This window comes from Saprospira sp. CCB-QB6 (assembly GCF_028464065.1).
Lineage (GTDB): Bacteria > Bacteroidota > Bacteroidia > Chitinophagales > Saprospiraceae > Saprospira.
Window position 1 is genome coordinate 1,288,346 of the sequence record NZ_CP116808.1, and the last position, 20,597, is coordinate 1,308,942.

Consider the following 20,597-nt stretch of genomic DNA (forward strand, 5'->3'; position numbering starts at 1 on the left):
CCTACAAATCTATCGATTCAAAATAATGATTTCTACCTTCCGCTTTTGATGCTTGGCCATGTTACTCTCTATTACTCCCCGCCCATCTGTTGTAATTTGTGCAGTCGTAATTCCCAACTCTTTCATAAACTTGGTGACATATCCAGCCCGCTTCTGAGAAAGCGATAAATTAAACTCTTTATCCCCCACATCATCCGCAAAACCAGTCACTTGTATTTTCAAGTTCTCTGGATCTTCAAACTGATCCAATAATTTCTGAATTTGCTCTTTTTGTAACTCGCTTAAATCGTATTTCCCCGTCTCAAAATAAACCGATAAGTTCTTGCGTAAACGAGGCTTGGGCGGCTCCACAACAATAGGCTCTTCTTTGATCTCTTGACCATTGGGCGTTAGTTGCACATCTATCCGCTTGATGGCCTCTCCTGCCGCTCGCTCAAAATAATCCGCCCCAATGAAGTTGTCATATCCCTCCTTAGAAATGATATAGGAATAGGATGCCCCACTAGGCAAGCAAAGAAAAAACCGCCCCGCCTTATCCGTCTCAAAAACACCTATATTCTCCCCCTCATTCCGCAAACGAACTCTAGCCCCAGCCAAAGGCTCTCCCGTTGCTTCATCATAAAGGTACCCATCCAAAAATACATGGTCCACAGCAGGAGCCATAGCCGCTGGAATATGACAGTTATATAGATCCAATCCTCCTTTGCCCCCTGGGCGATTAGAAGAGAAATAAGCATACTCCCCATCAGGCGTGACCACAATGCCCGCCTCCCGAAATGGAGAATTAACGCCCTCTCCCATGTTTACAGGCCGCGACCATTCCCCATTTTCTAATAATAAGGTCCGAAATGCATCTGCTTCGCCCATTCCTGGATGCCCATCTGAAACAAAGTAGAGGGTTTGCCCATCTGGCGCAATAAAAGGCGCTTCTTCATCTCCTTCCGTGTTGATTTTTGGTCCCAAGTTCTCAGGCACTCCCCAACGCCCATCAGCCATTAGCTCCGAAACCCATATATCACTGCCCCCAAAACCACCTTCTCGAGTAGAGACAAAATACATTTTATAGCCATCACAACTAATCGAGGGCTGGGAATCCCAAGCCTCACTATTCAAGCCCGTCGCAGGCCCCACACTATCTATGATCTCATTTTCACTATCATACTCGGCCACATAAATATCACAGCCCCCCTGCACATTTTCCCAAGCACAGGCCGCAAAGAAAATCCGCCGCCCACAAACCGTAAACTTGGCCATGCCCTCATTATAAGGGGTATTGATGGCCGCCCCAATAGATTTAGGCGATTTCCATTCTCCTTTATCGTTTTTGCGCAACATCAAAATATCTTCATCCCCTGAGCGATTGGAGGTATACAATAACATATCTCCATTGGCCCGCAAAGTGGGCAAAAACTCATCAGATTTGGAGTTGGCCATGCCCGGCAAAAGCTCTGCCTTGCCCGTAGACTCGGTATATTCCATTCCTATAGAATACTCACAGCTCTTAATATTACGCTCTAAATAAGCATCATAGTTGCGCTCGGTCCCCTCTTCTTTAATCTGATAATCTTTGGGGTTCGCATATTTGTAGAGCTCAAAATACTCTAGTGCTTTGATATAGTTATAGCCTTTCATCTGTAGCTCGGCCGCCTCAAAATAAGCAGCTCTAGACAATTGAGGATGCCCCTTAAATAAACTCTCATAAGCCTGCCGAGCTGTCTCATAATCGCCTGTTTCCTTGGCCACTACACCCAACAAACGCTGGGCTGCCGCAAAATTGGGCCTTTGCTTTAAGGCCTGTTGCAAACTGGCCTCAGCCGCCTCATATTTGGCATTATTAAAATAGTATTCGGCATCTGCCATATGCTCTTTGGCCGATTTGCTCAGGGGCTGGGCCCTTAAGCTCAAAAAGCTACAGATGATAAAAAAAAAGAGAAGTGTTGCTTTCATTATGAATATTGTTTGTCCTAGTTTGTTTTTCGGTCCAAGCGGGCCAAAGGCCCGCCGGCCTAGCGATGTGCAGCAGTGCGGCGCAGCCGCAGACCAAGGCCGTCAGGCCGCAGGGCCGAGCAGACTTGCGAGCTGCGAAACGTAGCGCCGACGAGCGTAGCGAGGCGGAGGCCCCAAAACGGCAGCGAGCTGCGACAACCAGCCTCAAAGAGGCGCCAGTTCGACGAAGTAAACGACAACAAGGTCTTTAGACCGCAGTTCGACGACCGAAGGGAGTAACCGCCGCAAGGCGAAGCCGCGCGACAACAAGGCTGCAAGCCGCAGTTCGACGACCGGAGGGAGTAACGCCCCAAATCTCCCACAGCATCTTATAATAAACGCTTCTGCTACAAAAAAAAGGGCCAAAAGGCCCTAAATTTCTCTTAAAATCAGCCTCTTGGCTTCCAAAGTACTTCTTCGGCCTGATGGCAATGGGCCGCAAAACGGCCAAATATAAAGAGGTAATCCGACAAGCGATTGAGGTATTGCAACACCACCTCAGGCAGGGCCTGCTCGTCATTTAGCGCCACGGCCAAACGCTCGGCACGGCGACAAACGGTGCGAGCAATATTGGCCCTAGACACCTGCGGATGCCCGCCTGGCAAAACAAAGTTTTTAAGGGGCGCCAAATGCTCATCCATGGCATCCATCCAGTTTTCGAGCTGCAACACATCCTCAGGCAAAACATCGGGCTGCTTGACCTTATGCGCCTTTTCGGGAGCCGTGGCCATGATGGTCCCTAGGCTAAACAAGCGCTCCTGAATCTGCAAAAGCTGCTGCCGCTGCTCTTCTTGCTCGCAAAAATCTCTTAATAGGCCTAAGTTCGCATTCAGCTCATCTAAACTGCCATAGGCCTCAATTCTCAAATGATATTTGGGCAGACGGCCCCCGCCCCAAAGTGCGGTGCTGCCCTTATCGCCCGTCTTGGTATAAATCTTAAACGACATAATTGGCTATACTTCTCCTTTTCGCTCTCGATAGCGCTTGTAGGCCTTTATACCCATCATTAGGCTTATTCCAAAGGCAATCAAACTCAAAAAGGCAATCAAAAAATCAATTCTACTTTTATAAACGGCCAATAAAACAATGGCCAAGAGTAAGAGGGTGGCAATTTCATTATACATCCGAAATTTGGCCGAACTCATCACAAATTCATTGCGCGCCAAACGCTGCATAATCGACTTGCCATAAAAATGATAGCTCACCAACAAAATGATGAAACCCAACTTCCAATGCATCCAAATATTGGCCACAAACCAATCCCAACCATAATAAAAGAGCATCATACTGCCCCCCAAAAAGGTAATAAACATGGCCGGCGTCATAATAATATGATACAAGCGGCGCTGCATCAAAGCATATTGCTCCGTCAAAACTCCCCGCTCCGCCTCCGGCCGCTCCAAAGCCTCGGTATGATAAATAAAGAGCCGCGGCAAATAAAATAGCCCCGCAAACCAACTAATCAGCCCAATAAAGTGAATAACTTTGCCCAAGTTATAGAGCCATGGCGTATCAAACATAGTTCTTAATTATTTTTTTCTAGGGCGAAGATAAACATTCTTCGAACTCAAAACTGCGATTTTCTATGTCTATTCATCATCATCCCATTTCTCTCCAAGCCAAAAGCCGAGGCTTCCACCTGATTACTCAAGAAGTTTTGCAACAACTGCCCAAACTTCCCCAAAATGGCCTTTTTCAACTCTTTATTCAACATACTTCGGCCGGACTCACCATCAACGAGAATGCAGATCCCGATGTCCGTATGGATTTTGAAACCATTTTTAATCGCCTAGTCCCCGAAAACCAAAAGGGCCTCTTACACACCCTAGAAGGTCCCGACGATATGCCCGCCCACATTAAAACCGCTTTTACGGGCACAAGTTTAAGCATTCCCATTATTCACGGCCAACTCGCCCTCGGAACCTGGCAAGGCATCTACCTTTGTGAGTTCAGAAACCATGGCGGTCGCCGCCAATTAGTCGCTACGATTATGGATTAGGATTTAGGAATCTCTTTATCATCCCTGTAGGTTAAAACCTACAGCAACAATGGCATTACTGCGCAATGAACTATAAATAAGGGTTTAAACCCTCACAAAGTTAATCATTTGAATGCACAAGATGCTGAATAGTTGGTGATTTTGGGGCCTCCGCCTCGCTTCGCTCCTCGGCGCTACGTTCCGCAGCTCGCTGTTCGCTCGGCCCTGCGCTGCCAAAGGCAGCTTGGTCTGGCCCTTCGGGCCACTGCTGCACATCGCTAGGCCAGGCGGGCCTTCTAAATCCATAAACAGATTTGGCTCTTTCTATAGACTTTCGTAATTTTTTAGGCCCTTAGGGCTAACCATCATCCCCTTTGGGGTATTACTCATTGAGCCCACAAGCTTGCCCCAGAAACCTCTTTTTTATGGATATTTCAATTGCCGCCCTCCAAGCCGGAGACCAAAGGGCCTATAAAGCCCTCTACGAACAAGCTTATTGGTATTGTGCCAGCGCCCTACTCCAACAGGGCGCCCAAGAAACCGATGCCAAAGCTATCTTTAACCGTGCCCTAGAGATTTTTTGGACCAAAATGCAAACGCCCGATTTTGAGCTCAGCTGCCAACCCAAAACTTATCTCTATGCCGTTTGCCGAAACCTCTGGCTCAAACAGCTCCGCAAACAAAAGAAAAACCCCATCCTCCAAGATGAAGAACGCCTACTCCAAGAGCCCCTCCCCCATTTGGCCCAAGAAGATATCTATTTTTTAGAGGAAGAAGAGGCCGATCCACTGCTCATGACGGCCATGAAAGCCCTAAACAGCATGAAAAATACCGATTGCCAAAAAGTATTGGAGCTCTACTATTTTGAGAAGAAATCACATCGAGAAATTGAGCAAATCATGGGCTTTGCCGATAACTACTCAAAGGTCAAGAAAAATAGCTGTATCAAACAGCTCAAAAAACAATTGCTGCGCCTTTTGGGCCAGCCCAAAGCTTAAACCTATGGATTTTTATAGCCCCGAATGGCTGGATGCCTTCCAGCAAAACCAACTCTCTTCCGAAGAACGAGCCGCTACCCTAGCCTTGGCCCAAAAAGAACCCGAATATGCCGCCCAATTAAAAGCACATGGCATCGCTATCCAAGCTATTCAGGCTTTTGGCCGCCAAACTGCCGTAGAAAAAATGGCCCAAGAACTAGCCGAAGAGGGCCTATTTGAACGCCCTATCGAACAAGCGCTACAAGCTAAAGCCGCCCAAAAACAGATTGGCCAAATTGCCCAAGAACTAGAAACAGAAGGCTTTTTTGCCCCAGAAAAAAAGAAGGAGATAAAGGTTCGCCCCCTCCCCCGCTGGCGCCCAATTATGGGCATTGCCGCTAGCCTAATTTTATTACTTAGCCTAGGTTATTGGTGGCAAGAATCTCAAGCGCTCCCCCGCTGGTCTCAAGAATATACCTTGGCTAGCGCAACATCTACCCAAAAAGAATTACAACTGCTTTTGAGCGCTCAAGGCTTTGGCCAAAATGAAGCCGCCCTCAGAAACCTCCAACTCGGCCTCAATGCCTATGAGAAAAAAGATTGGGAGAAGGCTAAAACAGAATTACAAACCTACCAAAAGGCCAATTCTATCTTTGCCCAAGAAGAAACCCAGTTTTATCTAGGCCATATCGCCTTTGAACTCGGCCAAATTGATCAAGCCAAAACCTACTGGCAAGAACTCTCCCAATTGCCTAGCCTCCCCCCCAATATTTCGGAACAACTTAGCTGGTATCAAGCTTTGCTCGCCCTGCGCGAAAATCAAAAAGAGCTGGCCAAAAACTACCTAAAAAAGGTCCCTCCAGGCCCCTATCAAGAAAAAGCAAAACAACTTCTGCAATCACTAGAGTAAAGGAGACTGTTTAAAATTTTGTGTCTACCCTTCTCTGCGCCTAGGGACAAGCCCCTAGGCGATTATTGGCCAAATCCTAACAAGCTAAAGGCCCAAATTTTATTCTAATACACAAAATCCTGAACAGTCTCGAGTAAAGCAAGGCCTTGCTCCTTACTAGAATAATAGATCATCCCCTCCTCGGAGGGGATTTTTTTGTCCCCCTGCTGGACAGAGATCTAAGTGAGTTGGTCCAAAGACAAAAGGGGCTGCTCGATATCGAGCAGCCCCTTTGCAGCAGGTCCTAAGCGATCTTAGAACTTAGCAATGACACCAATTTTTCCATTGATGCCCAATTGCTGATAGAGGTACCAGCGTTGGTATTTGTTATTAAACAGGTTGTTTCCTTCTACAAAGAAAGCAAAGCGTTGTTTGTCTCCTTTTCCGAGCCAGTAAGTAGCATTTAGGTTAAGGTCAAACAAGCCGCCAAGGGTTTCGCTTTCGGTAGCTAAAGCAGGGAGATAAGGCACGCCAGCATTGACAAAGAGGTCGGCCCCAACTTCTAGATTGCCTTTTTTATATTTCAGGCCAAAGCTAGATTCCAAAACAGGCAGATGATAAGCGGCTTCAGCTGTTCCTCCGCTATAATTATTGAAAGCTAGAGCGCCCTTAAAGTAGAGTTCCTCCATAATTTGGAGTTCTACATCTGCGGCTACAGTCAAGCGGCTGAGTGTATCATAGGCCAGACCAAATTTCAGATAATTGCTTTCTAGGGTATTATAGAAAAGGGGTTGTTGGCTCAAATTGGCATAAGAGACATTAAAGTCGTAGCCTAAGCGTTTAATCTTCCCTTTGAGTCCCCCATAAAAGCGGCTTTCTTGCGTATGTTCCCAATGCAGGCGCTCTGTATCCAAGAAGGGATTATAAGTAGAGAGCTGCATGAGCGTATTTTCTCGGATGTTGCCCGACCAACCTGCATAGGGCACAAATTGCCCCCCTAAAATGACATAACTAAAATCGACATCGGGCAAGACAAAGTATTTTCCAGCATTACTTCCTAAGCGGGCCCCCAAGCGGCTTTTGAAATTCCCAAAATTGAGATCTGTTCCTGCATGCAATTGGGCCAGGCTACGGCTTTGGCTGCTATCCGTAGTTGTATAGCGGCTATACAATAGCTCTGCTTCGGCAAAAAAGCGATGTTGGGGGCTGCGGCTATCGCCCACCCATTTTTCAAAAACAAGGCGAGGGCGGATATTTAGCTCTCCTACCCCATGATAAGATCTGGTATTATAGAGGTCCAAATCGGCTCTGTAATTCATTTCTTGTTTATTGCTTTTGGCATTGAAGAGGTGAATATTGGCCCCTACCGTTAGGTAGCGTTGTTTAAGACTATCTTCGGCTAGGCCCGAGCTATCTTGAGCGAAGGGATAGAGGCTATCACCCAAGTTTTCGAGCAGTTGGTGGTAGCCGTAATAGCGATAATTATTGAGGTCCATATTTAGGGCACCACCAACAGCTAAACCATTAGACAGAAAATAATCGCCATTTAGGTTAATAGACGTTTTGCCAAAAACTTGGTCCTCCAAATTACCTTGGCTGCTATGGTGTTTGGCTGTAGCCCCAAAGCGTACTTTATCATTATTGCTATTGTGGTAAGATAGCTCTAGCAAAGGAGAGAGTGGGAAACCGATACCCGCCTTTGTATAAAAGTTGAGACTTTTGGGTGGCGTAGGCACAGGCATCGCCAAGGGGCGGATATTGGGTTCGGGATAATTGACCGAAACAATTCGTTCGGGGACCAGGTAGGTCAATTTTTGGCCTGCGCTGGTATCCAAATCGGGTAAAAGAGGCTGAGCCTCCTGCTTTTTACTTTCGGCTAATTGGGCCTTAAAGGGTTTGACTAGCTCGGTCCCTACATCATTGATTTGGGCCTTTAGGCTGGGGGCAAAAAGCCCAACTGCCAATGCTAAACAAAGTGATTTACTATATTTTATCATTTGATTTTTCTTTAGACGATCTATTTTAGAGTGGACAGGCGGCGAAGCCGCCAAAAGGAGCGCAGCGACGCGGCTGAGGGATGGACAGCAGTGGCCCGCAGGGCCAGACCAAGCTGCCTTTGGCAGCGCAGGGCCGAGCGAACAGCGAGCTGCGGAACAGCCCGACCCGCCCGAAGGGCGGGGCAGCCCCTAAAAAGAAAAATTTAATCAATCATTTCCAGTTCGCCACTGCCATCATTGCGGCGCAGGCGGCTATTAGAAGAAATAGCTTGTTTGACCTGAGCCAGTTTATCTTGGGCCTCCTTCACAATTTCGGGTTCGCCGTTGAAGTTGCCCAATAGGCTTTCTAGGGTACCTTTGGCCGCATCTAGTTTGCCTTGTTCGGCATAGATATCGGCAATGAGGATAAAGTTGCGCGCCAACCAGTTGAGGTGTTGGCCCAGCAGCTTATTATTTTGGAAAGCCAGTTCTAGTGCGCCATCCAAATCGCGTTGGATATAAGTAATTTTGGCAATTTGGTAATGGGCTTCAGAGGCGTTGATATCGTCATCAACCAGCTTGAGGCTCTCCTTATAAGACTGCATAGCTTTAGCATTTTCACCCGCTAATTGTTGTGCTTTAGCCAGGTAGAAATGGGCTTCGGCCTTGTTGGCGGCGCTAGCATTGGGTTCTTTGAGGAAATTTGTGGCGAGTCCCTTCAAGGCCTGATAATTTTGGCCATAATAGGCAGAGCGCATACCGAATAAGCGAGCTTCTGAGCGGTTTTCGGGGCTAGAAGCGAACTGTTCTAGGCCTTGGAAATAAGTGAGAGCCTTGGCATAATCCTCAGTAATATGGTAGCAAATTCGACCTGCCAACAGATTGGCTTCCTCGGCCATAGCGGGGGGGGCTTTGGGCTCCTTGGCTTCTGCTACATAAGAGAAATCGCTCAGGGCCTTGGGATATTCCTTGAGGTTATAGTAGGCAATACCTCGGTTGAGGTGGGCCGACATACTATTGAGTCCCTTGGGAAAGCGATCGAGATATTTGCTGTAATTATCGGCAGCAGCAGGCCAGTTTTCCTGATCGAAAGAAGAGGCAGCCGACTCATAAAGGAGAGAATCTGCGGCCATATCAGAGAAATTATAGCCTTGCAAAGTAGAGGCATAAGCCATAAAGCCGTCGGGATCGCCTTGATCGATATAGATTTTTCGGATAAAGTTGAGGGCGGCCTTTGCTTCCTCTGTTTGGACATTATTGCTCACCACCGTCTTGAAATAATCGAGGGCTTCGCGGTTCATATCGCGGCTATAAGAGAGCACTCCCAATTTATAGAGGGCTTTGGCGGTATACTCGCTATCGGGATATTTCACGATCAGTTGGTCAAAGCTTCCTTTGGCCTGATCGAATTCATTTTGGTTAATCTGTGTGCTTCCCATGGCATAAAGCGCATCATCGGCATAGATTGAACTAGGGTGTTGGCCCACCAAATCGGCTAGGGTGCGCAACTGCTTTTGGGGTTGGTTGGTCAAGCTATAAATCAAGCTCAGCTGATACATGGCATAATCCTCATTGGGGAAATTATTGGCCACAATGCGTTCGTAATAGCCAGCGGCGGCGGTATAATTATTCGTTCCCCCCAGATAGAGGTAGCAATCGCCAGCACGGCCGAGGGCATCGGGATAGACAAAATTAGAGACATGTCGATCATTAATTTTGCTCAGGCGGGGCTCAATATATTTGACCGCCTTCACAAATTCGCCCACGGCATTATCGTAGCTATTTTTGCGGAGGTAATTGTAGCCTAGGCCATAATGGGCCGTTCCTTTAGTGGAATTGGCGGGTAATTGAGGAGCAGCAGCCGCTACGGTAGTAAAGCGATTATACTCATCAATACTTTTATCAAATTGGTCTAATTGGAAAAGCGCTTCAGCTTTCCAGAAATGGGCCAGGGCCGTGGTTTCGGTATGCACAGCCGAGCCCAAAGACTCATTAAAGCGCTCTACGGCTTTGGTGAAATTGCTGGCTTTATAATGCTGCACACCACGGAAATAAGCCACTTTTTGGAAGGCCTCTTTGAGAGAAGGCTCGCTGCGGTCGATACTGCGCAAAATGCTCAGGGCTTTTTCATAATCGCGAGTATTGAGGAAGAGCTGGCTCATCAAGTTTTGCGATTCGTTGCTGTATTTGGTGTTGAGCAACTCCATAAAAGCCGAAATAGCGTCATTGTCTAGGCCCAATTCATAAGACAATTTGGCATAATTCATTTTAGCGTCAATCTGCAGCTCTTTGTCCTGCTTCATTTCTGCGGCCTGCTTAAAAGAGAGGCGAGCTTCCTCTTTTCGGCCTAGTTTGAGTTGACAATCGGCTAGATTGTAGCGAGCATTTTGCCCCAACTTATTATCTAATCGAGCAATTTGCTCAAAGTTAGCAGCGGCATCCTCATATTTTCCAGCTCGATATTGAGTATAAGCCAATTGATAGAAGATATCTTCTGTCATTTTGGGCGTTTTGCTGGCGTATTCTTCCATATAAGGAAGCGCTTTTTGATAATTCTTCTTTTCGTAATAGGCTTGGCCCACCGCCTGCACAATCGTCATGCGTTCCCGCACCGTATTGCTTTTGGTGTAGGGTTCGCCGTAGGCAATTGTTTTATCATAATCCTTTTTCATAAAGTGGATCTGCGTAATATAGGTAGGGACCACCTTTTCGTAGCGGCTCGATTTATTGGCAATTTCAAAGCTCGCCAAGGCCGCATCAAAGTCTTTCAGGAAGAAAGAGCAGAGACCATAATAGTAGTTGGCGGGAAAAGTATACTCGCTTTTGGTCCCTTTGATTTGGGCAAAAACGGGCTGGGCTTTCTTAAAGTCCTTAGACACAAAATAACAGTAAGCCAACTGGAATTTGGCCTCAATCAACTCCTCATTGCTTAGGTCATTAAGATCCTTAAAGTTGATGCTACTGAGGTATTTAATGGCCTTTTTATAATCTCTTTGGGCATAGTAATAACGCCCCACTTCCAATTTGGCCTGAGCTGCCACAGACATGGGCTCATATTTCTTAATCAGGACCAAAAGTTTGTTTTCGGCATCGGGCCGCTCCAAGCGCAGGGCCGCAAGAGCCGCATAAAGTTCTGCTTTTGGGCGATACAATTCAGGCAATTCCTGCTCTGCATAAAGCGCCTGATTAGGGGCCAACAATTGGCCCAATTCATCTTCGGCCTTGCCATAAAGGGCTTGTTCATAAAATTCGATGGCCGCATGATATGCCGCCTGAGGGTCTTTGTATACGGCTGTTTGCTGCGCTTGTATGCCCTGCAAACTCGCAAGACTCAGCAGTCCGCCATAGACCAGTTTTTTCAGCTTTGGTTGCATGAAGTTCTATTTAATTTTTAAGGAGTCTTTCCTAGAGAATCATTCTAATAAGTTCTTAGCTAAAGATACAGTTTTTTAACTGTTTTATGCTTTTGGGGCCTCCGCAGCAAAGCTGCGGCGCTACGCTTTGGGGCTCGCAAGTCTGCTCGGCCCTTCGCTTTTTCGCTACGCTCAAAAGCTCGGTCTGGCCTGCGGCCACCCCGCCGCATCGCTAGGCCAAGGCGGCTGCGCCGCCTCCTGCTCCAAGAAAGTAATTTGTAGAGACTAGGCCCAAAAATAATGCCTTGAGGGCATAAAAAAAACGGCCCGATGAATAATCATCGGACCGTTTAGCTAGTCGTTCTTTGTTAGTTTTTAAACTAACCCCCTAAAAAGTGTATGAAGAACAAGCAAAGAACATGATAAGAACAATATCTGAACAGACTAGCCGCAAAGCGAATCAGCTTGTGCTGTCACAAATATGTATAAAAGTTTTTTACTCCCCAAATAAACCACAACAAAAGTACAAAAAGTGACTACTCAAAATCAACTTACTTCTGGCTAAAGAATTTATTCTTTTTGGGTTTTGTTAAATGTGGAGCTCTTAGATAAAAGGGCTCAGAATACGCCAAATCAGCAAATAGGGCTTGTTCATATTCTTTTTGGGCCAATTGCTCAAAAAAGCGAGCAGAGGGTTCCGTCAAAGGCAACATATTAAAATTATTACCATTTTGTGACGTCAACTCTTGATAAGCTGCAGCGGCAGAGCCCAGCAAATATATTTGCTGTTCCTCCTTATACCCTTCTAAGTCTAAATCTTTAAGTGACACAAAGAAGGGCGATTTCACTGGCTCTAGGGCCAAGTTATAAATAGCTGCATAGGCATTTCCACGGCGGGCATCTTCTAGACAAACTAAAAGGCTATTGGCGGGCAGTTCTTGGTTCCATTTGGCTCCATAAGCCAAGGCGGCTAGGGTATCAAGGGCCAAAAGGGGGCATTGCCAGGCAAAGGCCAAGCCTTTGGCAGTAGAATAGGCAATGCGCAAGCCCGTATAAGAGCCTGGCCCTTTACTCACCCCAATAGCGGTTAATTGGCTCCCTTTAATTTGGGCGTGCTGCAGTATTTTTTGGACAAAAAGCGTGAGTTCTGCGGCGGGGTCGCCAGTATTTCCAGTACTTTCTTCTACTAGCCAGCAGTGGCCGTTCTTAATCAGCGCCACCGAAGTTTTTCGGCTGCTGCTTTCTAAAACGAGTATCAATTGGTCCATAACAAATAAATATTCTAGCGTAAAGGGCGTGAAATAAGGGCTGGGCGGGGAGCGCCAATGGCCTAGCGATGTGCAAGGGTGGCCGTCAGGCCAGACCGAGGCGCAAAGCGCCGAAGGGCCGAGCAGAACTGCGAGCCCTGCAACGTAGCGCCGCAAGGCGAAGCCGCAGCGGAGGCCCCAAAAATAACAGCAGTAATTAAAAAAACAAAATAGCCTCTCAATGCAAATTGAGAGGCTAAGGGCTTTATTATGAATCGGAATGAGGAGTTAGATCTTACTCTTCGTCCTGATTATCTTTCTCTTGGTTTTCGATTTGCTCACGCAATTGGGCAAAAACGTTGAGGTCACCCATAGTGCTACGCTCTACTTTATCTTGCTGTTTGCGGAGTTCATCTTGTGCTTCGCGGCTTTGGCGACGTTTGTCATCGCGTTCTTGGCGGTCAGCATCTTTCTTGCTATCGTTGTAGTAGCGAGAGTGAGACACGAGGATACGTTTATCATCGCGGTTAAACTCAATCACTTTGAAGAGCAAAGTCTCCTCTACTTCAGCAAGGCTACCATCTTCTTTCTTCACGTGACGGAGAGGAGCGAAAGCTTCTAGACCGTAAGGAAGTTGAACGATAGCGCCGCGGTCGTCACGACGGAGAACAGTGGCTTCATGCACAGAACCTACAGGGAAAACGTTCTCGAAAGTATCCCAAGGATTCTCTTCGAGTTGTTTGTGGCCCAAAGAAAGTTTGCGGTTCTCTACATCGATGTCAAGGATCATGATATCTAGGGTCTCACCTACTTTAGTAAACTCAGCAGGGTGGCCATAGCGTTTAGTCCAAGAAAGGTCAGAGATATGGATCATACCGCCGATACCTTCTTCGAGCTCCAAGAATACGCCATAAGGAGTAAGGTTTTTCACTTCACCTTTGTGTACACTATTTTTGGGGTAACGCTCTTCGATAGTTGCCCAAGGATCATCGCTAAGCTGTTTGAGGCTTAGAGACATTTTGCGCTCTTCGCGGTCGATAGTCACCACTTTAGCTTCGTGGATAGTTCCTTCTTTGAAGAAATCGCGAGAGTTGATAGGCTGGCTGCTCCAAGATACCTCAGAAACGTGGATAAGACCTTCAACACCAGGAGTGATTTCTAGGAAAGCACCGTAGTCCTCGATGTTTACGATACGGCCTTTAACTGTAGAGCCAGGCTGTACGTCTTCGGGCAATACATCCCATGGATGGGGTTGTAGTTGTTTAAGACCCAAAGAGATACGTTTCTTGTCATCATTGAAGTCAAGAACAACAACGTTGAGCTTCTGTCCATTTTCAAGAACATCGCTGGGGTGCTTGATACGGCCCCAAGAGATGTCCGTGATATAAAGAAGACCATCTACACCACCCAAATCGAGGAATGCACCAAAGTCGGTAAGGTTCTTTACAGTACCTTCTAGGACCTGACCGCGCTCCAATTTAGAGATGATTTCTTGACGTTGAGCTTCCAAGTCGCTTTCGATAAGCGCTTTGTGAGAAACAACAGCGTTTTTGATCGCTTCGTTGATTTTCACAACTTTGAACTCCATAGTTTTACCTACGTATGCATCATAGTCAACGATAGGCTTGATGTCGATTTGTGAACCGGGCAAGAATGTTTCTAGACCCTGAACGTCTACGATCATACCACCTTTCGTCTTGCTGATGATGTGTCCTTTAACGACAGTAGCTTCTTCGTAAGCGTTAACGATACTTTCCCAAGCGCGAAGCAATTTAGCTTTGCGGCGAGACAAAACAAGCTGTCCACGCTTATCCTCTTGAGTTTCTACGTATACCTCAACAACATCACCTACGGCGAGTTCGGGCATATCGCGGAATTCTGAAGTAGGCACCAATCCATCAGACTTGTAGTTCAAATCGATTACTACATCGCCATCTTGGATAGCTACTACGCGACCACCAACGATTTCGTACTCTTTTACAGAGCTCAAAGTTTCGTCGTACTCGGCAGTTAGTTTGGCCAATTCTTCAGCAGAGTAAGCTGATTCACCAGACTTGCTAGAGTTCCAATCAAAATCGTCGTGAGCAACTACTACTTGCTCTTGCTGGTTCTCCAGCTCCTGATTATTAGTTTCGTTTTCCATAATTATGGAAGTTTCCCTTCCGGGACGGTTTAAAAATGTGAATAAATTAATGTCGGCATCTCCTTTTTAGGAAAATGCTTGCAAAAGTAAGCTTTTTAAGCCTCTTTTACAAGCCATTATGATTTTATTTTCAGAGGAGGCTTAATCCTCCTCCCAAAAAGCTTCTAGCGCCAATTCGGCCTCTTCCCATTTTTCCATGGCATCTTCCGTAGCAGCTTGATTCTCTTGGTGTTTAATCAAAGCTTTTTCATAGTCAGGGGTTCCAAATTTGTCACTATCCCCCAATATTTTTTCCAATTTATTTTTCTCTTCTTCTAAGCGCTGAAGTTGCCGCTCTGCATTCTGAATATTTCTCTTGAGTTGTTTGAGGGCTTGCTTGACCGCAGGATCATTTTCATCCTTTTTGGGCTTGGCCTTTTTGCTGCTGCCGCTGCTGTTGGCCGTTTTGCCCAAAGAAACATCTCTAAGGCTGCCGTATTGGCGTTTTTCGAGAAAGTATTCCGAGTCGCCCAAATAGGTTTTAAGCTTCTTTTGGTCAAATTCAATGACTTTATCGGTCAAGCCATCCAAAAAGTCTCTATCGTGAGAAACCACCACCAAGGTCCCATCATAATGCAAAAGGGCCTCTTTCAAAATGGCCTTAGAAAGCATATCTAAGTGGTTGGTGGGTTCATCCAGTACCAACAAATTGATGGGATGCAAAAGCAAACAAGCCATGGCTAGACGCGCCCGTTCTCCTCCCGATAAAACCGATACTTTTTTGTCTACATCTTCTCCTCTAAACAGAAAAGAGCCCAAAATAGCCCGTAAGCGGGGACGCAACTCAAAGGGAGCATCCTGTTCTATGGTTTCTAAAACAGTCTTTTTGGGGTCTAGGGCTTCGGCCTGATTCTGTGCATAATAGCCCAAATGGACATTATGGCCCAATTCGCTTGTTCCGCCCGTGGGCAGTTGCTGGCCCACCATTATTTTTACCAAGGTCGATTTCCCCTCTCCATTTTTTCCCATAAAGGCGAGGCGCTCGCCTCGGATGATGGTCAAATCAACCTCATTCAAGATCAAATTATCGCCATAGCTTTTGCTTAGGCCTTTTACAATGGCCACTCTTTCGCCAGAACGAGGCGCTGGTGGAAACTGCAGGCGCATCCGACTGCTATCGCCATCTTCTAGCTCGATCCGCTGCATACGGTCCAATTCCTTCATGAGCGATTGGGCCATTTTGGCCTTATTGGCCTTGGCTCTAAATTTATCGACTAGGGCTTCTTTGCGGGCAATTTCTTTTTGCTGCTGCTGAAAAGCCGACTGCATTTGGGCCTGCCGCTCTTCTCGCAACTCTAAATACCGAGAGTAATTCGCTTTATAATCATGTACCTTGCCCAACTCAATCTCAATGGTGCGTTGCGTCACCTTATCCAAAAAGGCTTTATCGTGAGAAATCACAATCACGGCCCCTTCATAAGGCTGCAAAAACTGCTCGAGCCAAATGATAGATTCAATATCCAAGTGGTTGGTCGGCTCATCCAAAAGCAAGAGCTGTGGCCGCTGCAACAGAATTTTGGCCAACTCGATTCGCATTTGCCAGCCCCCACTAAAGGTCGTAGTTTGTCGATCAAAGTCATTGACCGAAAAGCCCAAACCCATCAAGATTTTCTCGGCTTCGGCTTGTAGACTTTGGCCGCCAATCAAGGCCAGACGATCGTTTAGTTCCGATAATTCATGAATGAGCTCCATATAACTATCACTGCTGTAGTCGGTCCGCTCTTCCATCTCTTGCTGAATCTCTTCTAGGCGTTTTTCCATGGCCTGCGCCTTGGCAAAGGCGGTCATCGCCTCTTCCAAAACAGTTTTGCCCTTAGGCAATAACATATCTTGGTGCAAAAAACCGATGGTTAGGTCTTTAGGGGCAGCGATATTGCCTTGCATAGGGGCATTATGTCCCGCAATAATCTTAAGCATAGTCGATTTGCCCGCTCCATTTCGGCCCGTCAGACCAATGCGGTCTTTTTCTCGCACTGTAAAGGAAACCTGGTCCAACAATCGGCGATCGCCATATTGTACATATATATTCTGAAGGTTCAGCATGATTATTTTCTTTTAGTCGCCGCAAAAATAGCCTTTTTCTTTGGAATAATCATTTTTTGGGGCCTCAGCTGCGGCTTCGCCTTGCTGCGCTACGCTTTGGGGCTCGCAGGTCTGCTCGGCCCTTCAGGCTACACTTCGTTTCGCCTTCGGTCTGGCCTAACGGCCACCCCGCCGCATCGCTAGGCCGCTCCACGGTCTTTTTGCTCTTGGCATTCTTCTTCGGCCCTCCATTCATTCCGTTCAATTCATGAGGGTTTTACCCCTCATTCATATATCATTGCGAAGCAATACCACTCTAGCTGTAGGTTTCAACCTACAGTAAAAAGGGCCGAAGGCCCGCGGCTGAGGGGCTGTAGCCGTGCCGCCGCAGGCGGCAGACCAAAGCGCTGCAAGCGCCGCAGGGCCGAGCGAGCAGCGAGCGGCGCAAGGGCACGGCCGCCGCAGGCGGCAGGCCCCAAAAAAAGAAAAGGACCAGCACCGAAGTACTGGACCTTTAAAGGGATTAGCAAAAGCTAATTAAACTATTTGGCCAAAACGAAAGGCAATTGTAGGCGGCCATCTTTACCTTCTAGTTGAAGGATATATTGGCCAGCGGGCAAATTGCTCAGGTTAAAGTCATATTGTTGTTGGATGCTTGCAGTTTGCGTCCAAACTACTTGGCCCAAAGTATTGAAGATGCGAATTTGTTGTGCACCCTCTAGAGCTTGCTCCAATTGGAGTTGGAACTGACCGTTGTTGGGGTTGGGGAAAAGCTTAATATTTTGCTCATTCCAAGTTGTAATGCTCGTGCTACAGTCAATGAAAGCAATGTTAATGCTAGCGCTGTTGCTACAAGCACCAGCTGTAGTATAAGTAACACTGTGGTTAGCATTGATTGGGCTATTATCAAAGTCAATTGTTCCGGTATTAGGATCAAGAACTAGGCCTGTGCTACTGCTGAAGGTTCCGCCTGAAACCATTGTAGTTGGCAAAGTGGTCACTTGAGTTCCTAGGCAGAAAGTTGTGGTATCATAGACAAAGCTAGCATCATCACGGCCATTGAGGGTAATGATAACGGTATCTACATCGGGACAGCTGCCTTGAGTAGTATAAGAAATCACATAAGCACCAGCTTGGCTATTGGCTAGGTCAATTGTACCTCCAAAGCTTTCTAGAACGATACCAGGAGTAGAAGTGAACAAACCGTTGTTGCTTGCATTGATTTGCGCAATGGGGTTCGTTCCATCGAGGCAATAGCTACTCATAGGATAGCTAATATCTGCCGTATCGGCTGCATCAATATTGATGACAAAAGTATCCAAATCTGCACAAGCGTTGGGTGTAGTATACACGATCGCATGAAGACCAGCACTAGAGTTATCTACATTGACGGCTCCTGTTGTGGGGTTCAGATCAAGTGCATTAGAGGGGCTGCTAAAGCTACCGCCTTGGGTAGCAAAAACAGTGGGGGTAACAGTACCTGCACCAAAGCAGTAATTAGCCATAGGATAGCTAATATCTGCCGTATCAGCATCAGCGATAGCAACAGCAACAGTGTCATAATCCATACAGCTCATGTTTGGACCAACACCATAAATAACGCTATAGGCTGCGATAGAAGAAGAACCAGCAGAAATCTCACCAGTTAGGCTGTCAATATCGAGGCCAGCAGTGCTCATATAAATACCGCCGAGATCACCATTGTTAGTCACGGCAACTTGTCCAGAGTTTTGGCAATAAGAAGCGAAAGGATAGCTAATATCAGCTACAGGCGTTACGCTATTTTGTGTGATAGCTAGAACATAAGCACCAGTATTTGATAGAAATCCCTCCACCATTACATAGAACGTATCTTGGTAAGTAACGGGCGTGCCCAAAATTTCTGATTGCGTTCCACAAGAAGCATCGTCATTGCTAGCAATTTCGACCAAGTTAGCATCATAAATACGGAGGTAAGTATCGAAGCTAGAGCCACAAAGTGAGGCGTCAATAGTGGTTACACAGGGGTCGGTAATAACCACTTGATACCATACATCAGCTGATGTATACCCCATAAAGTCCGTATAACAGCTAGCCGTACTGCTTGTATCATTAAAAGTAGCTGTAGTGACTACGATAGGATCGGTGGGAGTATCTCCGTTAACAGCACAAAGTGTAGTGAAGCTAGTCATCGTCCAAGCAGAGGTATCGCCAGGAGCACAAACTGCACGAACATAAACATCGTAGGTTGTATTATCCATCAGGCCTGTTTGGCTACTACTGTTTGTATTGATTACTGCAGTAGTTCCTGTAGGAGTATTTCCAGCCATCACTACTTCTAGTTGGAAGTTAGTTGCAGCTGCTGTCCAGTTCAAATCAGCTGAAGTAGCTGTAATATTGCTTGCGGTTAGGCCAGAAACAGGCACACAAGAAGGCAAGTCATCAAATGCAACATCATCAATTAGGATATCATTTTCAAAAGGACTACTAGCTGCATCTTCTACTACGGTAAAGCGAGCTTGCACAGGGCCCGTAATTGTAAATAGGCTCAAGTCTATCATGACCTCATGCCAGTTTGGAAAATCTTGGCGAATAGTGTCTACAGTCGTCCAGTTGGCCCCATCATAAATATCAATAATCAAAGTATTATTTACACCTGGATCATCTACATTATTAGAGTATACCCAAAAAATAAGGCCTGGGCGAGTCAAAGCGGTAACATCTACCTGAGGAGTCTCTAGGGTAGAAATCTGAGTAGCACCATTGGGAGAAGAACCATCAATCCAAGCATAGTTTCCACCATTACCAGTATGATCGCCGGCACTGCTAGCCCCATATCCAGCAGCGGTACTATACTTCCATGCCTCAGAACCACTTTCAGTCCAACAGTTAGGTGTAGCAGAACCATCAAAGGTCTCTAGGTAAGGCGCAGAGAAAATACCACAGGCTGTTGTGAAGCTTAAAGGAGCGGTGTAGGTCGCCGTATCTCCAACGCCACAGAATGGACGAATGTAAACATCATAATCTGTAGCAGCCATTAAGCCCGTCAAATTAAATGGAGAGGTTGTAGCCGAAACCATTGTTCCTGCCCCCTGCGTAAAACCAGTAGGTCCATACTCTACAATATAAGCGCCTGCAGTAACAGTATTATTGTCTGTCCAAGCCAAATCTACTGAAGAGGTAGTAATATTAGAGGCCGTCATATTCGCAGCAGTCAAACAAGTGGGCAAGTCGGCAAAACTAATATCATCTAACAAGATGTCATTATAAAAGGGAGAAGTAGGACAATCCTCTACCACTGTAAAACGAGCCTGAACATTGCCCGTAATCGTATAAGTAGAAAGATCCACCTGAAACTCCACCCAATCAATGCTATCTTGACGGAAAGTATCCACATTGTTCCAAGTGGCCCCATCAAAAAAGTCAATGATTAAGGTGTTATTATCTCCAGGGTTATTGGCATTATTACTAAACACCCAATAAGTCAATGTAGGCGTTGTCAAACCCGAAATATCCACCAAAGGAGTTTCCAATGTAGAAATTTGGCTGGCTCCAGTTGGAGAAGAACCATCAATCCAAGCATAGTTCCCGCCATTTCCAGTATGGTCAGGAGCATTTCCAGCAGCATATCCAGCAGCAGTACTATATTTCCATGATTCAGAACCACTTTCTGTCCAACATGTAGGCGTAGCTGTCCCATCAAAGCTCTCCGAATAGGGAGCTGTTTGGGTACACTGCGCTCTCAAGCCAGCAAAGCTCAAAAAGAGACAGGCCGCAATTAGCGTATAAATTCTCATAAAGTGTATGATTTAATATGAATGAAATAAGGCTTACACAAAACAGTCCGCTCAAGGCAAAACTAACTTTGAGCTAGTTACAAATTTAATCTTTTTTATACAAAAAATTAAGCCTCAGCACAAATAGACCTATAGCAAATTTTTACAGCATTTCTTGAATATTTTCGGCCATAAATTTGCAACCCTGTTGCATTTATTATTACATTTGCAA

12 protein-coding genes are annotated in these 20,597 nt (G+C 46.3%); 3 read left to right on the forward strand and 9 right to left on the reverse strand.

Annotated features, from left to right (window positions below):
- Nucleotides 1–9: 9 nt before the first annotated feature.
- The 3 genes from PPO43_RS04935 to PPO43_RS04945 form a co-directional block, all read right to left on the reverse strand.
- Nucleotides 10–1,947 (reverse strand): OmpA family protein, encoded by a 1,938-nt coding sequence (locus PPO43_RS04935; RefSeq protein WP_272620696.1) that lies wholly within the window; start codon nucleotides 1,945–1,947, stop codon nucleotides 10–12.
- A gap of 428 nt (nucleotides 1,948–2,375) precedes the next feature.
- Nucleotides 2,376–2,933 carry a cob(I)yrinic acid a,c-diamide adenosyltransferase gene (locus tag PPO43_RS04940; protein WP_272620697.1) on the reverse strand — a complete coding sequence of 186 codons (558 nt, stop codon included), beginning with the start codon at nucleotides 2,931–2,933 and terminating at the stop codon, nucleotides 2,376–2,378.
- A gap of 6 nt (nucleotides 2,934–2,939) precedes the next feature.
- Nucleotides 2,940–3,506: a CopD family protein gene (locus tag PPO43_RS04945; RefSeq protein ID WP_272620698.1), complete on the reverse strand. Its 567-nt coding sequence runs from the start codon at nucleotides 3,504–3,506 to the stop codon at nucleotides 2,940–2,942.
- Nucleotides 3,507–3,571: 65 nt separating this feature from the next.
- Here PPO43_RS04945 and PPO43_RS04950 point away from each other — a divergent pair, with 65 nt between their 5' ends.
- From PPO43_RS04950 to PPO43_RS04960, 3 genes are all read left to right on the forward strand, one after another.
- A complete protein-coding gene (locus PPO43_RS04950) occupies nucleotides 3,572–3,985 on the forward strand; it encodes a secondary thiamine-phosphate synthase enzyme YjbQ (RefSeq protein WP_272620699.1) in 414 nt (137 codons plus the stop codon).
- A 404-nt stretch (nucleotides 3,986–4,389) separates the two neighbouring features.
- Nucleotides 4,390–4,962 (forward strand): RNA polymerase sigma factor, encoded by a 573-nt coding sequence (locus PPO43_RS04955; RefSeq protein ID WP_272620700.1) that lies wholly within the window; start codon nucleotides 4,390–4,392, stop codon nucleotides 4,960–4,962.
- A gap of 4 nt (nucleotides 4,963–4,966) precedes the next feature.
- Nucleotides 4,967–5,851: a tetratricopeptide repeat protein gene (locus PPO43_RS04960; protein ID WP_272620701.1), complete on the forward strand. Its 885-nt coding sequence runs from the start codon at nucleotides 4,967–4,969 to the stop codon at nucleotides 5,849–5,851.
- A gap of 293 nt (nucleotides 5,852–6,144) precedes the next feature.
- Here PPO43_RS04960 and PPO43_RS04965 read toward each other — a convergent pair whose 3' ends face one another.
- From PPO43_RS04965 to PPO43_RS04990, 6 genes are all read right to left on the reverse strand, one after another.
- Nucleotides 6,145–7,827, reverse strand: coding sequence for a TonB-dependent receptor (locus tag PPO43_RS04965; RefSeq protein WP_272620702.1), 1,683 nt, complete (start codon nucleotides 7,825–7,827; stop codon nucleotides 6,145–6,147).
- 203 nt (nucleotides 7,828–8,030) lie between these two features.
- Nucleotides 8,031–11,180, reverse strand: coding sequence for a tetratricopeptide repeat protein (locus PPO43_RS04970; protein WP_272620703.1), 3,150 nt, complete (start codon nucleotides 11,178–11,180; stop codon nucleotides 8,031–8,033).
- A 530-nt stretch (nucleotides 11,181–11,710) separates the two neighbouring features.
- Nucleotides 11,711–12,427: a tRNA (adenosine(37)-N6)-threonylcarbamoyltransferase complex dimerization subunit type 1 TsaB gene (gene tsaB, locus PPO43_RS04975; protein WP_272620704.1), complete on the reverse strand. Its 717-nt coding sequence runs from the start codon at nucleotides 12,425–12,427 to the stop codon at nucleotides 11,711–11,713.
- 274 nt (nucleotides 12,428–12,701) lie between these two features.
- Nucleotides 12,702–14,549 carry a 30S ribosomal protein S1 gene (gene rpsA, locus PPO43_RS04980; RefSeq protein ID WP_272620705.1) on the reverse strand — a complete coding sequence of 616 codons (1,848 nt, stop codon included), beginning with the start codon at nucleotides 14,547–14,549 and terminating at the stop codon, nucleotides 12,702–12,704.
- A gap of 141 nt (nucleotides 14,550–14,690) precedes the next feature.
- Nucleotides 14,691–16,631, reverse strand: a complete 1,941-nt coding sequence (locus PPO43_RS04985) for an ABC-F family ATP-binding cassette domain-containing protein (RefSeq protein WP_272620706.1) — start codon at nucleotides 16,629–16,631, stop codon at nucleotides 14,691–14,693.
- A 521-nt stretch (nucleotides 16,632–17,152) separates the two neighbouring features.
- Nucleotides 17,153–20,386, reverse strand: a complete 3,234-nt coding sequence (locus tag PPO43_RS04990) for a fibronectin type III domain-containing protein (protein ID WP_272620707.1) — start codon at nucleotides 20,384–20,386, stop codon at nucleotides 17,153–17,155.
- Between the last annotated feature and the right edge of the window lie 211 nt (nucleotides 20,387–20,597).

Bases quoted from the DNA above. Each gene is read 5' to 3' on its own strand.
- PPO43_RS04950 (WP_272620699.1), top strand. From the start codon at position 3,572: ATGTCTATTCATCATCATCCCATTTCTCTCCAAGCCAAAAGCCGAGGC.
- PPO43_RS04955 (WP_272620700.1), top strand. From the start codon at position 4,390: ATGGATATTTCAATTGCCGCCCTCCAAGCCGGAGACCAAAGGGCCTAT.
- PPO43_RS04935 (WP_272620696.1), bottom strand. From the start codon at position 1,947: ATGAAAGCAACACTTCTCTTTTTTTTTATCATCTGTAGCTTTTTGAGC.
- tsaB (WP_272620704.1), bottom strand. From the start codon at position 12,427: ATGGACCAATTGATACTCGTTTTAGAAAGCAGCAGCCGAAAAACTTCG.
- PPO43_RS04960 (WP_272620701.1), top strand. From the start codon at position 4,967: ATGGATTTTTATAGCCCCGAATGGCTGGATGCCTTCCAGCAAAACCAA.
- rpsA (WP_272620705.1), bottom strand. From the start codon at position 14,549: ATGGAAAACGAAACTAATAATCAGGAGCTGGAGAACCAGCAAGAGCAA.
- PPO43_RS04940 (WP_272620697.1), bottom strand. From the start codon at position 2,933: ATGTCGTTTAAGATTTATACCAAGACGGGCGATAAGGGCAGCACCGCA.
- PPO43_RS04990 (WP_272620707.1), bottom strand. From the start codon at position 20,386: ATGAGAATTTATACGCTAATTGCGGCCTGTCTCTTTTTGAGCTTTGCT.
- PPO43_RS04970 (WP_272620703.1), bottom strand. From the start codon at position 11,180: ATGCAACCAAAGCTGAAAAAACTGGTCTATGGCGGACTGCTGAGTCTT.
- PPO43_RS04965 (WP_272620702.1), bottom strand. From the start codon at position 7,827: ATGATAAAATATAGTAAATCACTTTGTTTAGCATTGGCAGTTGGGCTT.
- PPO43_RS04985 (WP_272620706.1), bottom strand. From the start codon at position 16,631: ATGCTGAACCTTCAGAATATATATGTACAATATGGCGATCGCCGATTG.
- PPO43_RS04945 (WP_272620698.1), bottom strand. From the start codon at position 3,506: ATGTTTGATACGCCATGGCTCTATAACTTGGGCAAAGTTATTCACTTT.